The 18,897-nt window shown below is 62.6% G+C and carries 15 protein-coding genes; 10 read left to right on the top strand and 5 right to left on the bottom strand.

Annotation, left to right across the window (positions count from 1 at the left end; all coding sequences use genetic code 11):
- On the top strand, positions 1-217 hold a 217-nt coding region (locus tag AC19YR_RS06675), incomplete at its 5' end, for a hypothetical protein (protein ID WP_500597660.1).
- Positions 218-355: 138 nt separating this feature from the next.
- Here the strand turns inward: AC19YR_RS06675 and AC19YR_RS06680 are convergent.
- The 4 genes from AC19YR_RS06680 to AC19YR_RS06695 form a co-directional block, all read right to left on the bottom strand.
- The gene (locus AC19YR_RS06680) at positions 356-2,932 is read right to left on the bottom strand and encodes a T6SS effector BTH_I2691 family protein (RefSeq protein WP_500597662.1); all 2,577 of its coding nucleotides are present in this window, start codon (positions 2,930-2,932) and stop codon (positions 356-358) included.
- 436 nt (positions 2,933-3,368) lie between these two features.
- Positions 3,369-4,196: an NAD(+) synthase gene (gene nadE, locus AC19YR_RS06685; protein ID WP_500597663.1), complete on the bottom strand. Its 828-nt coding sequence runs from the start codon at positions 4,194-4,196 to the stop codon at positions 3,369-3,371.
- A gap of 24 nt (positions 4,197-4,220) precedes the next feature.
- Positions 4,221-5,423, bottom strand: a complete 1,203-nt coding sequence (pncB, locus tag AC19YR_RS06690) for a nicotinate phosphoribosyltransferase (RefSeq protein WP_095109377.1) — start codon at positions 5,421-5,423, stop codon at positions 4,221-4,223.
- Between the two features lie 103 nt (positions 5,424-5,526).
- Positions 5,527-6,432, bottom strand: coding sequence for a LysR family transcriptional regulator (locus AC19YR_RS06695; RefSeq protein ID WP_500597665.1), 906 nt, complete (start codon positions 6,430-6,432; stop codon positions 5,527-5,529).
- Between the two features lie 174 nt (positions 6,433-6,606).
- Between AC19YR_RS06695 and amaB the strand changes: the two genes are divergently transcribed.
- The 9 genes from amaB to AC19YR_RS06740 all read left to right on the top strand — a co-directional run bounded on the left by amaB (position 6,607) and on the right by AC19YR_RS06740 (position 17,705).
- Positions 6,607-8,097 (top strand): L-piperidine-6-carboxylate dehydrogenase, encoded by a 1,491-nt coding sequence (amaB, locus tag AC19YR_RS06700; RefSeq protein ID WP_500597667.1) that lies wholly within the window; start codon positions 6,607-6,609, stop codon positions 8,095-8,097.
- A 155-nt stretch (positions 8,098-8,252) separates the two neighbouring features.
- Entirely contained in the window at positions 8,253-9,536 is a 1,284-nt protein-coding gene (amaA, locus tag AC19YR_RS06705; RefSeq protein ID WP_095109380.1) for an L-pipecolate oxidase, read from the top strand.
- A 452-nt stretch (positions 9,537-9,988) separates the two neighbouring features.
- Positions 9,989-11,125 (top strand): branched-chain amino acid ABC transporter substrate-binding protein, encoded by a 1,137-nt coding sequence (locus tag AC19YR_RS06710; protein WP_500597669.1) that lies wholly within the window; start codon positions 9,989-9,991, stop codon positions 11,123-11,125.
- 202 nt (positions 11,126-11,327) lie between these two features.
- Positions 11,328-12,242, top strand: a complete 915-nt coding sequence (locus tag AC19YR_RS06715; RefSeq protein WP_095109382.1) for an ABC transporter permease subunit — start codon at positions 11,328-11,330, stop codon at positions 12,240-12,242.
- Between the two features lie 2 nt (positions 12,243-12,244).
- The gene (gene livM / locus AC19YR_RS06720; protein ID WP_095109383.1) at positions 12,245-13,543 is read left to right on the top strand and encodes a high-affinity branched-chain amino acid ABC transporter permease LivM; all 1,299 of its coding nucleotides are present in this window, start codon (positions 12,245-12,247) and stop codon (positions 13,541-13,543) included.
- Positions 13,540-14,412 carry an ATP-binding cassette domain-containing protein gene (locus tag AC19YR_RS06725; protein WP_095109384.1) on the top strand — a complete coding sequence of 291 codons (873 nt, stop codon included), beginning with the start codon at positions 13,540-13,542 and terminating at the stop codon, positions 14,410-14,412. The genes livM and AC19YR_RS06725 overlap by 4 nt, the downstream gene beginning before the upstream one ends.
- A complete protein-coding gene (locus tag AC19YR_RS06730; protein ID WP_095109385.1) occupies positions 14,409-15,125 on the top strand; it encodes an ABC transporter ATP-binding protein in 717 nt (238 codons plus the stop codon). The genes AC19YR_RS06725 and AC19YR_RS06730 overlap by 4 nt, the downstream gene beginning before the upstream one ends.
- An 814-nt stretch (positions 15,126-15,939) precedes the next feature.
- Complete coding sequence (locus AC19YR_RS06735; protein WP_095109387.1) at positions 15,940-16,707, top strand: SDR family oxidoreductase; 768 nt, start codon at positions 15,940-15,942, stop codon at positions 16,705-16,707.
- A 92-nt stretch (positions 16,708-16,799) separates the two neighbouring features.
- Positions 16,800-17,705 (top strand): cation diffusion facilitator family transporter, encoded by a 906-nt coding sequence (locus tag AC19YR_RS06740; RefSeq protein WP_095109388.1) that lies wholly within the window; start codon positions 16,800-16,802, stop codon positions 17,703-17,705.
- Positions 17,706-17,759: 54 nt separating this feature from the next.
- Here the strand turns inward: AC19YR_RS06740 and AC19YR_RS06745 are convergent, their stop codons facing one another.
- Entirely contained in the window at positions 17,760-18,893 is a 1,134-nt protein-coding gene (locus AC19YR_RS06745; RefSeq protein ID WP_500597672.1) for an AGE family epimerase/isomerase, read from the bottom strand.
- Between the last annotated feature and the right edge of the window lie 4 nt (positions 18,894-18,897).

Consider the following 18,897-nt stretch of genomic DNA (forward strand, 5'->3'; position numbering starts at 1 on the left):
GGCTGAAACCTTGGGCAAGGCCGAGTTGAAGGGTCGCACGTTCGGGGATACTGAGTTCGTGATAGGACATAGTGGCAGCACCGTACCGGAAAGGTCAGGTGTTGCACTCAGTTTTTGCGGCCGCCCACCCAAATCGCAGCCGCTGGCACGCCCCCCAAAGCGGCCCATCCACGTTGAAAAAACCAACGCTCAATACACTCAACAAATACACTATTAATCTTAATTAGCCCGCTATCTATTGGCGGCAGGCTGATCGAATTTTTTACATCAAGCCTGCCTTCAAACTCACTCCTACTCAGCGGCCTATTAATTTTATAGCGGGTCAACCAACCATCGTAGGCTCGCGTATATTTACTCACAGGTCACCTTCCACGCTCAGACCCAACAACTCATTCCACGCCTTATCTTGTTCAGTAAAAGATGCAAAAGGGATTGACTCGTTATTACCAAGCGGCGTTCTGTCTAGCCATTGTTCTATTTTATTATCGCGCAGCAAGTTGATAATCCAATCTCCTAGCAATGACAACCCAGCGATCGTTAAAAGAAGAAAAATACCAACACCAAAAGTCATAAAGTTAAACAATAATGCGAGTGATGCCACCGTACCTAAAGAGGCGGTACTTAAACGTAAAATAAAAACAGGATAGTCACTCTTAGCTATTGCTTCAGATGCACTTATCCCATCCACCACAGCCGTGAGCAGACCTCCAACCACACTCAGCCCCTTCGCAATACCCCCCAGCCCACCCAAAGACCTAACTATTTTCTCCACCGTCGATCCAAACGGCCTAGCCAACCGACTCCCCACCTCCGGATACCGCTTCAACACCCGGTCCGCCATATCCACCCCGGCCCCCGTCAAACTAAAGGCCGCCGCCGCCAAGTTGATGCCCGATTTAACTGTCACGCCCTCTTTCTCCATCAACTCCATCGCCATGTAGCCGTTCCATCCATCCAATATTCCGCCCACCACGCTGACTCCCACCTCCGTGTTCGCCAATCTTGGCAAGGTCAAATGACGGTCGGTGATGACCTTCCTTAGTTGGTCTTGGGTCAGTAATACCGTGCTGCCTTCCTTGATTTTGCCGCGGTGGTCGAGGCTTAAGGTTTTGCCCACGTCGGCGTCGTACATCAGGTTCCAGGTGAAGGTCTTTTTCTGCCGGGCGTTTTTTTGGCCGGTGGCTTTGCGGGTGCCCGGTTGTTGGTCCAGTTGTTTGAGTTCTTGGCTGATTTTGTCCTGCAAGGCTTTACGGTCGATGCCCGGCTGCAATAAGGCGATCTTTTCGCTGATGATGTGCGCCATTTGCCCGTCGGATGCGATGGTCGAGAGCGACACGATCTGTTTACCCGACAGGGCTTCGAGCAGGCCGACCATCCGGTAACGCACGCTCAGGTCGTAAGCCCCCGAGGCCCCGGCCCTCAAGGGTTTGCCCAGGCTGCTGACCACCGCCCCGGATATCTGGTGCGTGAGCCGGGCAACGCGGGCCAGGCCGCCGCCGAGGAGACCTTGGTCATAGTGATCCAGCACCAGGCCGAAGGCGTTGAGCACGTTGCGCAGGGCGTAGGGGTTGGCCGCTCCGATCGCGGGGGTCGCGGCGTCTTCCAGGGCTCGGGCAACCTGGTCGTTGTTCAGCACCAGGGCGCGCAGGGTCAGGTTGTCGGGGTCGTCGTAGCGGCCGCGCAGGTCTTCCAGCAGTTTGTCGATAATCAGTTGATGGCCCGTCAACCCGGTCAGGCACGCGCTCACCTGGTCGGTAAAACACAGGCCACTGTCCCATTCCCCGCTGTCGTGGTTGCTGCCCAGGTGCTGGCGCAACTGAGCGCTCCAGAACCAGCCGACAAAGGCTTGGACCAGCGGCGTGAGGGTCGCTTGCATGAACTGTTCAAGTGCTGCGTGGGACTGTTCCTCGAAGGCAAGGCGCTCGGTTTCGCGGTAGTTGTCGGTGTAACGGGCCCAGGCATCGGCGCGCACCTGTTGCTCTTGCTCGGCGGACAGAGCCTCGTCGTCGTCCTGCGGGAAGTACAGGAGGCTGTCCATTTGGTGGGTGTGGCGCGCGAGTTTCTGCACGGTTAACGCACGGGCCAACGCATCCTCTTCAAGCATGTGGCGCAGCCCCTGGATGGCGCTGGAGGTGGACTTTTTCCAGTGACGCTCCTCGTTGCTTTCATAACGCTCGACCTGGCCGTGGATCAAGCCGTTGAGTTCCAAGGCAATGCCCACCGGGTCCATCAGCGCCACCATGGCGGCTGGCACGCCTTGGCTTGAGGCCAGGGCACTGGCCAAAAACGGCTCAAGGTCGTCATGACCGCTCTGAAAAACCTGGGGCGAATCGCTCAACGCCCCGTCTCCTGGGGCCGGCAGCTGATACTCGGCAACGCACTCGTGGGCCGTGGCCAAACCGGCCAAGTGCGCCTGCTGCCCCTGGCTGTTGGACCACGCCCCGATATCGATGCAGCGCATATGGCGTTCCCGGTAAGCCTGCTGCCGGTGGCGCTCCAGCACCCGCGCCGTCCAGGCTACGTCGCTGAAACCCAGCCAGATTTTTGTGGAGCGAGTCGCATCAGGAATCATCACGCAGCGCGAGGACGCCGACTTGGCCATGCGTTTACAAGGTACAGCGCCTTCGAGGTTGGGCGGGGTTTTGTCGTGGATGTCGTACTCAAACAGGTAGGCATCGGTGGTCACTACATAGGCCTTCCACTCGCCGCGCCTTTCATTGAACACATACAGGTAACCGCCGCGCAGGAGGCGCAGGGTGTAGTGGGCGCTGTCGCCGGGCAACGGCACCTGCTCCAGGCCCTGACCGAAAGGCGCCTGCAAGGGCGGAGCACTGAGTTGGGCGGGACGGGCCACGGCGTAGCGCAGCGGCAAGAGCGCCAAGCCTTTTTGGTCACAGATGGAGCAGATTTTCGAGGGGTCGCATTGGCTCACAGGGCCTCCTTGGGCGCTGTGCTGGCCCAGTGCTCGTCAGCGCCGGGGTTGGCGCGCACGCGAGCGCAGAGGGTAAGGACTGGGCCTCCCGAGCTGATGTCGGACAAATCCTTTTTTCAGGACGGCTGCTTCTTGATTCTTGGGTGGGGTTGGGTGGGGCCCAAACCGGATAAGGGCAGGCTTTTGGGCGAATCAGCATAGGAATGAATGCTAAAAGCCCATTGGATTGACGGTTTCGTCGGAGCGAGACGAAAAAAATCCGATGCCAGTGCAGGCATCGGATTTTGATTTTTTGCGGCCATAGGTCAAGCGGGAGGGCTTAACTGACGGGCATTACCCCGAGGGGCGTTTTTTTGTGGGCGGTGTTCTTGCGGATGGAGCCCTGTGGAGTGGGAGCAAGCTCGCTGCCACTCCACAGGTGCGGTTGCCGCTCAGTTCAAGGCGCGAACGGCATGACGCGTTTGTGGTGGGTCTTGCGGTAGGTGTCGCAGATGATCTTGAACGCCTCTTCGCGCACCGGTTGGCCATGCAGGAAGGCGTCGATTTCGCTGTAGGTCACGCCGTGGGAGGCTTCGTCCGGTTTGCCGGGGGAGAGGTCTTCAAGGTCGGCGGTGGGGACTTTTTCTACCAGTGACTCCGGCGCGCCGAACTGCCGGGCGATGGCCCGCACCTGGTTTTTCACCAGGCCGCTCAAGGGCGCGAGGTCGCACGCGCCGTCGCCGAACTTGGTGAAGAAGCCCATCACCGCCTCGGCCGCGTGGTCGGTGCCGATTACCAGGCCTTGGGCGGCGCCGGCGATGGTGTATTGGGCGACCATGCGCATACGGGCCTTGGTGTTGCCCAGCACGAAGTCCACCGACACCGCGTGCTTACCCTCGAAGGCGCTCACTTCTTTGGCCAGGGCCTTGACCGCCGGGCCGATGTTGACGGTGTGGCGCTCGTCGGGGGCGATGAAGTCCACCGCAGCCTGGGCGTCGTGTTCGTCGAACTGGGTTTCGTAGGGCAGGCGCACCGCGATGAAGCGGTAGTTCAGGTCGCCCGTCTGCTCGCGCAGTTGCTCGACTGCGCGCTGGGCCAGCAGGCCGGCGGTCAGCGAATCGACACCGCCGCTGATGCCCAGCACCAGGGTCTTGAGCCCGGCATTGGTCAGGCAGCTCTGGATAAAGGCGATGCGCCGCGCGATCTCCGCCTCCAGGGCGGCGTGGTCGGCAAACGGCGGCTGGACGTTGAGCTGTTCAGCAATGTCGCGCTGTACGGCTTGCATGATGGACTCCTTGCGAAGGGGTGCTTATTGGGCAGGTACTTTGAACACGTGGCGCAAGTAAGCGACGAAGTTGGGGTCGGTGCAATGGGTCTTGCCCGCTTCATCGGAGATCTTGGCGACGGGCTGGCCATTACAGGCGGTCATTTTAAGCACGATGCTCATCGGTTCGACACCCGGGATGTCACAGGTCAGGTGGGTGCCGATGCCGAAGCTGACGTTGATCCGCCCGTGCAACGCGCGAAAAATCTCCAGGGCCTTGGGCAGCGTCAGGCTGTCGGAGAACACCAGGGTTTTGCTCAGTGGGTCGATGCCCAGCGTGTGGTAGTGGGCGATGGCCTTTTCGCCCCAGCGCACCGGGTCGCCGGAGTCGTGGCGCAAACCGTCGAAGAGCTTGGCGAAGAACAGGTCGAAATCCCCCAGGAAGGCATCGGTGGTGATGCAGTCGGTCAGGGCGATACCCAGCAGGCCGCGGTACTCGCGCACCCAACAATCGAGGGCGGCGATCTGGCTGTCGATCAGCCGTGGGCCCAGTTGCTGGTGGGCCATGATCCATTCGTGGGCCATGGTACCCAAGGGCTTCATGTCCAGTTCGCGGGACAGGTGCACGTTGCTGGTGCCGACAAAACGCCCAGGGAAGTCGTGCTTGAGCACGTTCACCACTTCCTCTTGCACGCGGTACGAAAAGCGCCGGCGCGTGCCGAAATCCGCCACCTGCAATTGCGCCAGCTCTTCGCTGGAGGCGTTGGCGGTGAGCCAGTCGAACTTGCGGTAGAGCTGCTCGCGCACCTGCTCCAGCTCGATGCCGGGGTAGCGGTGGCGGTTGCGCACCTCGCTGACCATCGCCAGCAACGGCACCTCGAACAGAATCACATGCAGCCACGGGCCGCGCAGGCGGATGAACAACTCGCCGTTCTCGATGCCGGTGTGCACGTAGCGCAGGTTGAAGCGGAACAGGCCCAGAAAGCGCAGGAAATCCGGCTTGAGGAAGCGGATGTGCTCCAGGAACGACAGTTGATCGGCACTCAGGCTTAGCTCGGCCAGGCGTTCGATCTGCACGCGGATCTCGGCCAGGTACGGGCGCAGGTCCTCGCTGTTGCGGCAGCGGAACTCCCACTCCACCTCGACATTGGGGTAGTTGTGCAGCACCGCCTGCATCATGGTCAGTTTGTAGAAGTCGGTGTCGAGCAGGTTCTGCACGATGCGATCGGCAAAGACACTCTCACCCATAACGTGGTTCTCCCTACACAGCGCGGTGGCTAAAAACGCTTAGTGGCGCACAGAGCCAGGGGCCTTTGCCAGCGTTATTTGGTCGTTGTAGCACGCGGGCTTGCTACAACAGCGGCAGCGCCGGGAGTTGTTCGTGCATCCATTGCACGAACTCGCGCACCTTGGGCACTTGCGCGGCGTGTTCCGGGTAGGCCAGGTAGTAGGCGTCGCGGCTGGGCATGGCGTGGGGCCAGGCGATTACCAGTTTGCCTTCGGCCAGCTCTTCTTCCACCAGGAACCGTGGCAGCAGGGCCACGCCGCACCCGACCTGGGCGGCGCGGATGCACATATAGAACGTCTCGAAACGCGGGCCGTGGTAGCTGTGCTCGGTGTGATGACCCTGGCTGTCGAACCAGTCGTGCCAGGCCTGGGGCCGCGAGGCGTTTTGCAGCAGCACCAGTTCGCTCAGTTGGGTGGGGTCGGTGTAGGGCACGGCCGGCAGGCTGCCTGGGGCGCACACCGGCACCAGTTCTTCGCCGAACAGCTTCAGGCATTCGCTGCCGGGCCGCGAGCCCTGGCCAAAGTAGAACGCCAGGTCGCTGCGCCCTTGCAGCAGATCGTCGGCCTCCTGCTCGTTGCACAGGTCCAGGTGGATATGCGGGTGGCGCAGGCGCCAGCCCTTGAGGCGCGGCACCAGCCAGCGGGCGCCGAAGGTCGAGGGTGTGGACACCCGCAGCACCTCGGTTTCGCCGCCGTAGGAGCGCAGGTAATGGGTCGACATCTCGACCTGGGCGAGGATCTTGCGCACTTCCACCAGGTACAGGTCGCCTGCCGGGGTCATTTGCAGGCGCCGCCGCACCCGCAGAAACAGCAGGTGCTGCAACAGCTCTTCGAGTTGCGCCACCTGTTTGCTGACGGCGCTCTGGGTCAGGTTCAGCTCTTCGGCAGCGCGGGTGAAGCTCAGGTGGCGGGTCACGGCCTCGAAGCACTGCAACGCGGTGATCGAGGGCAGGTAGCGTTTGTTGAGCATGGCCGGGTCCTTGTTCTTGTTATCTGCCGCGAGCCAACCGCAGCATGAATAAACGGAATGATATCTCGCCTAAAGGTCGTTTGTTGGCAACTCTCGGGCCAGCTACAACTACAGGCCTGAGGCGCCGTTGCGTAAGGGCGCGAACCCATTGTCTTTTTGCTCGAGGAATACCCCATGGTTGCCGCATTGCTTGATCGTCTAGGTGTGGACCCGGCCCTGTACCGGCACGGCAAACAGGTGGTGCATTCGCCCATCGACGGCAGCGCCATCGGTGCCGTGGACTGGCAGGGCGCCGCGCAGGTCGAGCAGCAGGTCAGTCGCGCCGAGCATGCTTTCGAGTTGTGGCGCAACGTGCCGGCGCCCCGGCGCGGCGAATTGGTGCGCCAACTGGGCGACATCCTGCGTGAGTACAAGGCCGACCTCGGCGAGTTGGTGTCGTGGGAGGCGGGCAAGATCACCCAGGAAGGCCTGGGGGAAGTGCAGGAAATGATCGACATCTGCGACTTCGCCGTGGGCCTGTCGCGCCAGTTGTACGGTTTGACCATCGCCTCCGAACGCCCCGGCCACCACATGCGTGAAACCTGGCACCCGCTGGGGGTGATCGGGGTTATCAGCGCCTTTAACTTCCCGGTCGCGGTCTGGGCCTGGAACGCCACGCTGGCGCTGGTGTGCGGCAACCCGGTGATCTGGAAACCCTCGGAAAAAACCCCGCTTACCGCCCTGGCCTGCCAGGCGTTGTTCGAGCGGGTGTTGAAGAACTTCAGCGATGCGCCGCCGTACCTGAGCCAAGTGATTATCGGTAGCCGCGATGCCGGCCAAGCCCTGGTGGACGACCCGCGCGTGGCCCTGATTAGCGCCACCGGCAGCACCCGCATGGGCCGCGAAGTGGCGCCGAAAGTCGCCGCGCGTTTTGCCCGCAGCATCCTTGAACTGGGCGGCAACAACGCCATGATCCTGGCCCCCAGCGCCGACCTCGACATGGCCGTGCGCGCCATCTTGTTCAGCGCCGTGGGCACCGCCGGGCAGCGCTGTACCACATTGCGCCGCTTGATCGCCCACGAGTCGGTGAAGGCCGAGATCGTCAGCCGCCTCAAGGCCGCCTACGCCAAGGTGCGCATCGGCCACCCGCTGGAGGGCAACCTGGTGGGGCCGCTGATCGACAAGCACAGTTTCGACACCATGCAGGACGCCCTCGAACAGGCCTTGAGCGAAGGCGGCCGGGTGACCGGCGGCGAGCGCCAGTTGCAGGCGCAGTTCCCCGATGCCTATTACGTGTCGCCGGCCATCGTCGAGATGCCCGAGCAAAGCGACGTGGTGTGCAACGAGACCTTCGCGCCGATCCTCTATGTGGTCGGCTACAGCGAGTTTGCCGAGGCGCTGCGCCTGAACAACGCCGTGCCCCAGGGCCTGTCGTCGTGCATTTTCACCACCGATGTGCGCGAGGCCGAGCAGTTCATGTCGGCGGTGGGCAGCGACTGCGGCATCGCCAACGTCAACATCGGCCCCAGCGGCGCGGAAATCGGCGGCGCCTTTGGCGGCGAGAAGGAAACCGGCGGCGGCCGCGAATCGGGCTCCGACGCCTGGCGCGGCTACATGCGCCGCCAGACCAACACGGTGAATTACTCCCTGGAACTGCCGCTGGCGCAGGGGATTACCTTCGATTGAGTTGGGTCGGCACCTTTTCCCCTGTGGGAGCGAGCCTGCTCGCGATTGCGGTGATTGAGTCGCCCAATCCGTCAACGGGCAGGCAGCGATCGCGAGCAGGCTCGCTCCCACAGTGAAAGGGTGTGCGGGTTGGGTTTCATTTTCGGAGTCCGGCAATGCCTTTACGCGAAGAATGCCTGTGGGAAACCCTGACCCCGCAACGCCCCGACCGGGCGGCGCTGGCAGGTGAAGTGACGGTGGATGTCTGCGTGATCGGCGCAGGCTTTACCGGGTTGTCGGCGGCGGTGCACTTGCTGGAGCAGGGCAAGCGCGTCTGCGTGCTGGAGGCTCATCGCGCCGGGCACGGAGGCTCGGGGCGCAATGTGGGGCTGGTTAACGCCGGCATGTGGATTGCCCCGGACGAAATCGAGGCCGGGTTTGGCGAGGCGGTGGGCAGCCAACTCAACCGCATGCTCGGCGCCGCGCCGGCGCTGGTGTTCAGCCTGATCGACAAGTACGCCATCGACTGCCAGTTGCGCCGCGAAGGCACCCTGCACATGGCCCACAACGCCCGGGGCGAAGCCGACCTGCGCAGCCGCCAAGCCCAGTGGCAACGCCGCGGCGCCCCGGTGGAGTTGCTCACCGGCGCCGCGTGCGCCGAGGCCACCGGCACCGAGCGCATCGCCGCCGCGCTGCTCGACCGCCGCGCCGGCACCCTCAACCCCATGGCCTACACCAGTGGTTTGGCCCAGGCCGCGACCGACCTGGGCGGCCAGTTGTTCGACCATTCGCCGGTCATCGGCCTGGAACGCCAGGGCCAGCGCTGGGCGGTGCAGACTGCCCACGGTGCGGTGCTGGCCGAACAGGTGGTGATCGCGTCCAACGCCTACACAGAGGGCGATTGGACCGAACTGCGGCGCAATTTCTTCCCTGGTTACTACTACCAGGTCGCTTCCAAGCCCCTGACCGAAGCCGCCGCCCAGCGGATCCTGCCGGGCGGGCAGGGCTCCTGGGACACCCGCCAAGTGCTCAGCAGCATCCGCCGCGACCGCGACGGGCGGTTGTTGCTCGGCAGCCTGGGCAACGGCAACCAGAAACCGGCGTGGTTCCTCAAGGCCTGGGCCGACCGGGTGCAGCAGCACTACTTCCCCTACCTGAAAAAAGTCGAGTGGGAATGCACCTGGACGGGCTGCATCTCGTTCACCCCTGACCACCTCATGCGCCTGTTCGAGCCCGCGCCGGGCCTGGTGGCCGTCACCGGTTACAACGGCCGCGGCGTGACCACCGGCACTGTGGTCGGCAAGGCCTTTGCCGACTACCTGTGCCACGGCGATGCCAAGGCCCTGCCCATTCCCTTCGTGCCGATGAAACCCCTGGTGGGCCCGGGCTTGCGCAGTTGCCTGTACGAGGCCGGGTTCTCGCTGTACCACGCCGGGCAGTGCCTGCGGGTGGTGATCTGACCCCGCTGTGGCGCTAGCAAGCGGGCTCGCCCGCTTGCGACGGCTTCACTGCCGAGCGGGATAGGCCTCGTTTCCTACAGCAAAAAGAGGCGATTAACCCGTAAGTGCGGCGCTTTTCAGCGCAGCGACTAGCCTGTAGTGGTGCGCGTTGTAGCACTACTGCACCAGCAGTGTGCACTTCGGTGACGCAGGCTGTTACAGGCGGGTTGCACGTTGTTTAACGTCGCGGTTGCAATGATGGCGCGTTGCGGTTGCGCCTTCTGAAAAAAATGGTTTTACCTTCCGCGTTCCAGACGGTTGCACGTCCAATGAAATTGGGCCCGAATCCGTCGATAAAACAACGGTGCAGCGACTTTTCCAAGAATAAAAAACCGATGGCACGGCGCTTGCTCTGCGCAATGAGTGAAGAAGTAAAGTCGCAGTGCCAACTTAAAACCATGGAGCACCACCTCATGTCCCAGACGTTTTACAAGAAAGGCTTTTTGGCCCTCGCAGTCGCTGCTGCGTTGGGCGTTTCTGCGTTTGCTCAGGCCGACCTCAAGATCGGCGTAGCGGGACCCATGACCGGCGCCAACGCGGCCTTTGGCGAGCAATACATGAAAGGCGCCCAAGCGGCGGCCGATGCGATCAACGCGGCGGGCGGCGTCAACGGCGAGAAAATCGTCCTGGTCAAGGGCGACGACGCGTGCGAACCCAAGCAGGCCGTGGCCGTGGCCAACCGCTTGGCCGACCAGGACAAGGTCGCCGGCGTGGTCGGGCACTTCTGCTCTTCTTCCACCATCCCGGCCTCTGAGGTGTACGACGAGGCGGGCATCATCGCCATCACCCCCGGCTCCACCAACCCGCAGGTTACCGAGCGCGGCTTGAGTGCGATGTTCCGCATGTGCGGGCGCGACGACCAGCAGGGCATCGTGGCTGGCGACTACATTGTCGACGTGCTCAAGGGCAAGAAAGTTGTGGTACTGCACGACAAGGACACCTACGGCCAAGGCCTGGCCGACGCCACCAAGGCCCAGTTGATGAAACGCGGCGTCGAGCCCGTGCTGTACGAAGGCCTGACCCGTGGCGAGAAAGACTTCAGCGCCGTGGTCACCAAGATCCGCGCCGCCGGTGCCGATATCGTCTACTTCGGCGGCCTGCACCCCGAGGCCGGCCCGCTGGTACGGCAGATGCGCGAGCAGGGCCTCAAGGACGTCAAGTTCATGTCCGATGACGGCATCGTCACCGACGAGTTGGTCACCACCGCCGGCGGCCCGCAGTACGTCGATGGCGTGTACATGACCTTCGGCGCCGACCCGCGCATGCTGCCCGACAGCAAGGCCGTGGTAGAGGAATTCCGCAAGGGCGGCACCGAGCCAGAAGGCTATACCCTGTACGCCTACGCCTCGATCCAGGCCCTGGCCGCCGGCTTCAACGGCGCCAAGTCGAACAAAGGCGAAGACGCCGCCAAATGGCTCAAGGCCAACCCGGTTAAAACCGTCATGGGCGAGAAGACCTGGGACGCTAAGGGCGACCTGAAAGTCTCCGACTATGTGGTCTACCAGTGGGACAAGGACGGCAAATACCACCAGTTGGAAAAACAGAAGTAAGGGCCTACCGGCCGCAAGGCTGGAACCTGAACCTGTGGGAGCGAGCCTGCTCGCGATGACAGATCAACCTTCAGCGGGTCTGTTGGCTGTTGCGCCGCCATCGCGAGCAGGGCTCGCTCCCACAGGGCTGTGTACCTGTATTTTCCTTAAGAAGAACCGCACACCCATCGGTGTGCAGGTTCTCACTGCGTGAGATTGCGTTATGGATGGTATTTTCCTGCAGCAACTGATTAATGGTCTGACCCTCGGGTCCGTCTATGGTCTGATCGCCATCGGCTACACAATGGTCTACGGCATCATTGGCATGATTAACTTCGCCCACGGCGAGGTTTATATGATCTCCGCGTACCTCGCGGCGATCAGTCTGGCTCTGCTGGCTTATTTCGGTATCGAATCCTTCCCGCTGATGATTCTCGGCACCCTGGTGTTCACGGTCGTGGTCACCGGTGTATACGGCTGGGTCATCGAACGCGTCGCCTACAAACCCCTGCGCAACTCCACTCGCCTGGCGCCGCTCATCAGCGCCATCGGCATTTCGCTGATCCTGCAAAACTATGCGCAAATCAGCCAGGGCGCCCGCCAACAGGGCGTGCCGACACTGCTCGAAGGCGCCATGCGCGTCGATATCGGCACCGGTTTTGTGCAACTGACCTACACCAAGATCTTCATCCTCGTGGCGGCTTTCGCCGGCATGGCGCTGCTGACCTACATCATCAAGTACACGCGCCTGGGCCGTATGTGCCGGGCCACCCAGCAAGACCGCAAGATGGCCTCGATCCTGGGCATCAACACCGACCGGGTGATTTCCTACGTGTTCGTCATCGGCGCCGCCATGGCCGCGCTGGCCGGGGTGCTGATTACCATGAACTACGGCACGTTCGACTTCTATGCCGGGTTCATCATCGGCATCAAGGCGTTCACCGCCGCGGTGCTCGGCGGCATCGGCTCGCTGCCGGGGGCGATGCTGGGCGGCATCATCCTTGGCATCTCTGAGTCGCTGTTCTCCGGGCTCATCAACTCCGACTACAAAGACGTGTTCAGCTTCTCGCTGCTGGTGCTGATCCTGATCTTCCGTCCCCAAGGCCTGCTGGGTCGCCCACTCGTGGCGAAGGTGTAAGTATGTCTGCTGCCAATAAACCAATGGATGTGAAAAAGAGCGTCATCGACGCTGTGCTCGCGGGACTGATCTCGCTGATCGTATTCGGGCCGATAGTCGGGGTGGTACTCGACGGCTACACCTTCAACCTGCAACCGGCCCGCGTCGGCTGGTTGGTGGCAATCGTGATGGTAGGGCGTTTCGCCCTGAGCCTGTTCCTCCAGACCCCGCGTGGCCTGAAGGTGCTCGACGGCTTTGAAAGCACCGGCTCCGGGGTGCACGTGCTGGCGCCGGACTACAAGTCACGCCTGCGCTGGATCATCCCGGCGCTGATCGTGATCGCCATCGTGTTCCCCTTTTTCGCCAACAAATACGTGCTCACCGTGGTCATCCTCGGCCTGATCTACGTGCTGCTGGGCCTGGGCTTGAACATAGTGGTGGGCCTGGCCGGGCTGCTGGACCTGGGTTACGTGGCTTTCTACGCCATCGGTGCCTATGGCCTGGCGTTGGGCTATCAATACTTGGGCCTGGGCTTCTGGACGGTGCTGCCGCTGGCGGCCATCGCCGCGGCGATGGCCGGGTGCATCCTCGGGTTCCCGGTGTTGCGCATGCACGGCGACTACCTGGCCATCGTGACCCTGGGTTTTGGCGAAATCATTCGCCTGGTGCTCAACAACTGGCTGTCGTTCACCGGCGGGCCCAATGGCATGCCGGTGCCTTCGCCGACCTTCTTCGGCCTGGAGTTCGGGCGCCGGGCCAAGGACGGCGGGGTGCCGTTCCATGAGTTTTTCGGCACGGCCTACAACCCCAACCTGAAGTTCCTGTTCATCTACATCGTGCTGTTCATCACCGTACTGCTGGTGCTCTACATCAAGCATCGGCTGACCCGCATGCCGGTGGGCCGCGCCTGGGAAGCCCTGCGCGAAGATGAAATCGCCTGCCGCTCCATGGGCCTGAACCACGTGCTGGTCAAGCTCTCGGCCTTCACCATCGGCGCGTCCACGGCGGGCCTGGCCGGGGTGTTCTTTGCCAGCTACCAAGGCTTCGTCAACCCGTCCTCGTTCACCTTCTTCGAGTCGGCGCTGATCCTCGCCATCGTGGTGCTGGGCGGCATGGGCTCGACGGTGGGCGTGGTGATCGCCGCGTTCGTCCTCACCGTGGCGCCGGAGCTGTTGCGCAGCTTCTCCGAATACCGGGTGCTGCTGTTCGGCGTGTTGATGGTGTTGATGATGATCTGGCGCCCCAGGGGCCTGATCCGCATCAGCCGCACCGGGGTCAAACCGCGCAAGGGTGCCATTCACTATGAGAGGGCTGCGCCATGAGTGAAGTCGTCCTTTGTGTGGAAAAACTGATGATGCATTTCGGCGGCATCAAGGCGCTGAGCGACGTCAGCCTGCAAGTCAAACGCAACTCGATCTTCGCCCTGATCGGCCCCAACGGCGCGGGCAAGACCACGGTGTTCAACTGCCTCACCGGGTTCTACAAGGCCTCGGGCGGCAAGATCGAGCTCAATGTGCGCGGCCAGCGCACCAACGTCATCCAGTTGCTGGGCGAATCGTTCAAGGCGCGGGATTTCATTTCGCCCGCGTCCTTCGCCAGCCGTCTCTACTACAAAATGTTCGGCGGCACCCACCTGGTGAACCGCGCCGGCCTGGCCCGTACTTTCCAGAATATTCGCTTGTTCAAGGAAATGTCGGTGCTGGAAAACCTCCTGGTGGCCCAGCACATGTGGGTCAACCGCAGCCTGCTGGCGGGCATCCTCAACACCAAGGGCTACCGCAAGGCTGAGAGCGATGCGCTGGATTGCGCGTTCTATTGGCTGGAAGTGGTGGACCTGGTGGACTGCGCCAACCGCTTGGCCGGCGAGCTGTCCTACGGCCAGCAGCGGCGTTTGGAGATCGCCCGGGCCATGTGCACGCGCCCGCAGATCATCTGCCTCGACGAACCGGCCGCCGGCCTCAACCCCCAGGAAACCGAAGCACTGAGCGCGATGATCCGGCTGCTGCGCGACGAGCATGATCTGACCGTGGTGCTGATCGAACACGACATGGGCATGGTCATGAGCATCAGCGACCACATCGTGGTGCTGGACCACGGCAACGTCATCGCCGAGGGCGGCCCTGACGCTATCCGCAACGACCCGAAAGTGATCGCCGCCTACCTGGGCGCGGATGAAGAGGAACTGGTATGAGCCAACCGATCCTCGAACTCAAGGACCTGGACGTGTTCTACGGGCCGATCCAGGCCTTGAAGAAAGTCTCGATGCACATCAACGAAGGGGAAACCGTGAGCCTGATCGGCTCCAACGGCGCGGGCAAATCCACGCTGCTGATGTCGATCTTCGGCCAGCCGCGCGCGGCGAGCGGGCAGATCATCTATGGCGGCGTGGACATTACCCACAAGTCTTCCCACTACATCGCCTCCCACGGCATCGCCCAATCGCCGGAGGGGCGGCGAGTGTTCCCCGACATGACCGTGGAAGAGAACCTGCTGATGGGCACCATCCCCATCGGCGACAAGCACGCCAGCGAAGACATGCAGCGCATGTTCGAGCTGTTCCCCAGGCTCAAGGAGCGCCGCACCCAGCGCGCCATGACCATGTCCGGCGGCGAGCAGCAAATGCTCGCCATTGCCCGGGCGTTGATGAGCCGGCCCAAGCTGTTGCTGCTGGACGAACCGAGCCTGGGGCTGGCGCCCATTGTGGTCAAACAGATCTTCGCCACCCTGCGGGAACTGGCGGCCACCGGCATGACGATCTTCCTCGTCGAGCAAAACGCCAACCACGCCCTCAAGCTCTCGGACCGGGCCTATGTGATGGTCAACGGTGAAATCCGCCTGACCGGCACGGGCCAGGAACTGCTGGTCAACGAAGAAGTGCGCAACGCCTACCTGGGCGGCCACTGATACACCCGCCGCACAACCCGTGGGCGTGAGCCTGCTCGCGATGGCGATCTAAAAACCGCCATCGCCCTGTAGGAGCCTGGCTTGCCAGCGATAGCGATTTCAAGACCGCCATCGCGGGTAAGCCAAGCCCCTACAACCCCCCTCAAAGCCCTGCCCTCGAAATTGTGGAAAACAAATTCCACCACCTGCCAAAGCGCGACATAAAGCCGCCGTAATCAGTTGTTTTGTCACAGTTTTGACTTGTCCCCGTTTGCTGTGGAGCGGGCTGTGGGTAACGTGGGAGTAGCTGGCTGCAGGCCACGTCCTGCGCGGCTTACAGGGTGGTGGTTGTTTTTTGAGCAGCGGTTTTTGCTCGGCCGTGTGGCCGAGTTGTCAACCGTTTTATTGTCGCGGCCAAGGCGCTCTGCGGGGCTGGGCAAGCCTGTGGATAAGTCTGTGGTTAAACTCTGGAAAGACCTCGCCAAGCGGCGTAAATGCTGGCCTGGCGCAATGACGTGGTGGGCTGCTTGGCGGCCGCACGTCAGGGGTGGCGGCAGGTGAGGTTTCCCAGGTCAAGTAAAAAAACTCTATTTTTCGACGCAAAGCCTTGTACACAGCGGCTTTGCTGGTTGTGCACTTGCCCCCAAAGACTGTGGACCGGCCTGTGGATAACATGCGCGTACCTGGCTACAGGCCCCGCCGTTACAGGCTTACGAACGATTGATCGTTATTTGTACAGCTCGCGCGTACCGGGTTGCCGCCAAAGGCCTCGGCGGGCATGCTGCGGGGCGACTTTTTATTCATACACGCCTGACAGGCCCGCGAGGAACACACAATGACCAACACCCTGTTTATTACCGGCGCCACGTCCGGTTTCGGTGAAGCCTGCGCCCGTCGTTTTGCCGAGGCCGGTTGGTCGCTGGTGCTCACCGGGCGCCGCGAAGAGCGCCTCAATGCCCTGTGCGCCGAGTTGTCGGCGCACACCCAGGTGCATGGCCTGGTGCTCGATGTGCGTGACCGTAAAGCCATGGAGGTGGCCATCGCCAGCCTGCCGCCGGCCTTCGCCAAGCTGCGCGCACTTATCAACAACGCCGGCCTGGCCCTGGGCGTGGACCCGGCGCCCACGTGCGACCTGGACGACTGGGACACCATGGTCGACACCAACATCAAAGGCCTGATGTACGCCACCCGTTTGCTGCTGCCCAACCTCATCGCCCACGGCCGCGGCGCCGGGATCATCAACCTGGGCTCGGTGGCCGGCAATTACCCGTACCCCGGCAGCCACGTCTATGGCGCCAGCAAGGCGTTCGTCAAACAGTTCTCCCTCAACCTGCGCTGCGACCTGCAAGGCACGGGCGTGCGGGTCACCAACATTGAGCCGGGCCTGTGCGAGAGCGAGTTCTCCCTGGTGCGCTTTGCCGGCGACCAGGCGCGCTACGACGCCACCTACGCGGGCGCCGAGCCGATCCAGCCGCAGGACATCGCCGAGACGATTTTCTGGGTGCTCAACACCCCGGCTCACATCAACATCAACAGCCTGGAACTGATGCCGGTGAGCCAGAGCTGGAGCGGTTTTGCCATCGACCGTAGCGCCAAGGCCTGAGGCGGCAAATCGGCCAAAACATGGCATAAGGTACACTCGCGCCTCTGAACCCCGCCGCGCCCTGCGGTTTCAAGGTTCCAACAGGAGGCTATGTGAGTAACCGAGGTGAGCAGGCCCTGCTCAAACAATCCACCGTACTGATGTTTGCCGTGGCGATCGCCGGGATCGCCACGGGTTTTATTTCTGGCTCCCAATCCATCCTGTTCGATGGGTTTTTCTCTCTGATCGCCACCTTCATCAAAGTCCTGATGCTGATTACCGCGCGCCTGATCGCCAAGCAAAGCAACGCGCGGTTCCAGTTCGGCTACTGGCACCTGGAGCCCATGGTGCTGCTGATCGAGGGCAGTTTCCTGCTGCTGATCGCCATCTACGCCTTTCTCAACGGGGTGTTCGGCATTATCAATGGCGGGCGCGACATCGAGCTGGGGCTGGTGATCGTCTACGCGGCGGTGTTTAGCCTGGTCGAGTTCGCCTACTTCTTCTATGTGCGCTACCGCAACCGCCGGCTCAAGTCGTCGCTGATCCAGTTCGACAACATCAGTTGGCTGGTGGACGCCATGCTCTCGGTGGGCTTGCTGGTGAGCTTTCTCGCCGCACTGCTGCTCAAGAGCCAGGGCTATGGCCAATGGGCGTTGTACGTTGACCCGGCGATCCTGATCCTGCTGGCCCTGAGCATGCTGGCGCCGGCCTGGAAGATCCTCAAACCGGCCATGCGCGACGTGTTGGGGATCGTCCCCGACCAACTCGACAGCCAGGTGCGCCAGGTGATGGACCAGGCCAAGGCTGCCCATGGCTTCGACGACTATGTGTCTTACGTGCAAAAGCACGGGCGGGCGCGGTTTATCGAGATTCATGTGGTGCTGCCGGCCGACTACCCGATCGCCGCCGTCGCCACCCTCGATGCCTTGCGCGAAGAGATATCCACAGCCCTGGGCAAACCGGATGCGGCGCGCTGGTTGACCATCAGCTTTACCGGCGAGCGTAAGTGGATTGCATGAGGGCTGTGGCGATAAGCAACGGTGGGAGCGGGCGGCTGCCACAGTGCCAATGGCTCAGCCCAAATATTGCGCCAAGCCGCGATAACAGGTGGCCAGGTGATACGGGGTGGTGGAGGGCATGTCACGGCGGCTGACGCTGGCGTTGGCATCGAGGCACTCGTACCAGCCGCCGGGGTGCAGGAAGTGTTGCTGCAACGCCTCTAGCTGGCGTTGCAGGCGCGGTTCGCTGGCGGGGCGCAGGGTCAGGGCGCGCAGGTATTCGGCCTGGGCCCAGATGCGCTGGGTGGCGTCGCGCACGCCGCCCTCCAGGTCGAGCATGCCGCTGACGCTGGCGGTGCGGTCATCCACGCCGACCTGCTCGGCGTAGGCGAACGCCCGTTCCAGGGAGGCATGCAGCGGCGTGCCCTTGAGCAGCGGCGAGGAACCGAGCAAAAACAGCCACTCGAACTGATGCCCCGGCTCGAACCAGTTATCCACAGCCCCCAGCGGTTTCTCCATCATCACCCCGTGGCGCGGCTCGACGAACCGCCGCTGCATACCCGCGCACAGTTGCTCCAGGGCCGCTTGCGCCTTGGCATCGGGGCGCGCGGCGAGGGTGGCGAGCAAGGCTTCGGCCAGGTGCATCAACGGGTTTTGCAAGGGGCCAGCGGCCAGCGCCGACCAATCGCGCTCGAGCACCGCCTCATACAAGCCGCCGTCGATGGCGAAGCGCTCGGCGACCACTTGCAGCGCCGCGTTGAGCACCGATTCCACCAACGGCTCGCGCACCCGGGCCCAGTAATGGGCGCAGGCGAAAATGATGAAGGCGTGGGTGTAGAGGTCTTTGCGCGTGTCCAGCGGCGCGCCTTGGGCATCGATGCTGTAGAACCAGCCACCGTGCTCGGCGTCGTGGAAGTGGCGCTGCAACGAGCGGAACAGCGCCTCGGCCCGTTCCTCGGCGCCGCTGATGCCGGGTTCGCCGATCAGGCTGGCAAACAGGTACAGCTGCCGCGCACACGCCATGGCCCGATAGCGCTGGGGCGGCAGGGGCTGGTGCTGGGCGTCCAGCGCTTCATAAGGCAGGGCCAATTGCGCGTTCCAGCCCGGGCCTTGCCACAGCGGCACGATCACCCCGCGAAAGTGCTGTTGCACCGTGGCGAACAGGGCGGTCAATTCAGGCAGGCTGGCAGAGCGGGAAGCGTGGGGCATTGGC

Source organism: Pseudomonas sp. MF08817 (assembly GCF_059862705.1).

What these genes read in the sequence shown, in the direction of transcription:
- nadE (WP_500597663.1), bottom strand. Translation starts at nt 4,196, where the DNA reads ATGCAAGCCGTACAGCGCGACATTGCTGAACAGCTCAACGTCCAGCCG.
- pncB (WP_095109377.1), bottom strand. Translation starts at nt 5,423, where the DNA reads ATGGGTGAGAGTGTCTTTGCCGATCGCATCGTGCAGAACCTGCTCGAC.
- AC19YR_RS06695 (WP_500597665.1), bottom strand. Translation starts at nt 6,432, where the DNA reads ATGCTCAACAAACGCTACCTGCCCTCGATCACCGCGTTGCAGTGCTTC.
- amaB (WP_500597667.1), top strand. Translation starts at nt 6,607, where the DNA reads ATGGTTGCCGCATTGCTTGATCGTCTAGGTGTGGACCCGGCCCTGTAC.
- amaA (WP_095109380.1), top strand. Translation starts at nt 8,253, where the DNA reads ATGCCTTTACGCGAAGAATGCCTGTGGGAAACCCTGACCCCGCAACGC.
- AC19YR_RS06710 (WP_500597669.1), top strand. Translation starts at nt 9,989, where the DNA reads ATGTCCCAGACGTTTTACAAGAAAGGCTTTTTGGCCCTCGCAGTCGCT.
- AC19YR_RS06715 (WP_095109382.1), top strand. Translation starts at nt 11,328, where the DNA reads ATGGATGGTATTTTCCTGCAGCAACTGATTAATGGTCTGACCCTCGGG.
- livM (WP_095109383.1), top strand. Translation starts at nt 12,245, where the DNA reads ATGTCTGCTGCCAATAAACCAATGGATGTGAAAAAGAGCGTCATCGAC.
- AC19YR_RS06725 (WP_095109384.1), top strand. Translation starts at nt 13,540, where the DNA reads ATGAGTGAAGTCGTCCTTTGTGTGGAAAAACTGATGATGCATTTCGGC.
- AC19YR_RS06730 (WP_095109385.1), top strand. Translation starts at nt 14,409, where the DNA reads ATGAGCCAACCGATCCTCGAACTCAAGGACCTGGACGTGTTCTACGGG.
- AC19YR_RS06735 (WP_095109387.1), top strand. Translation starts at nt 15,940, where the DNA reads ATGACCAACACCCTGTTTATTACCGGCGCCACGTCCGGTTTCGGTGAA.
- AC19YR_RS06745 (WP_500597672.1), bottom strand. Translation starts at nt 18,893, where the DNA reads ATGCCCCACGCTTCCCGCTCTGCCAGCCTGCCTGAATTGACCGCCCTG.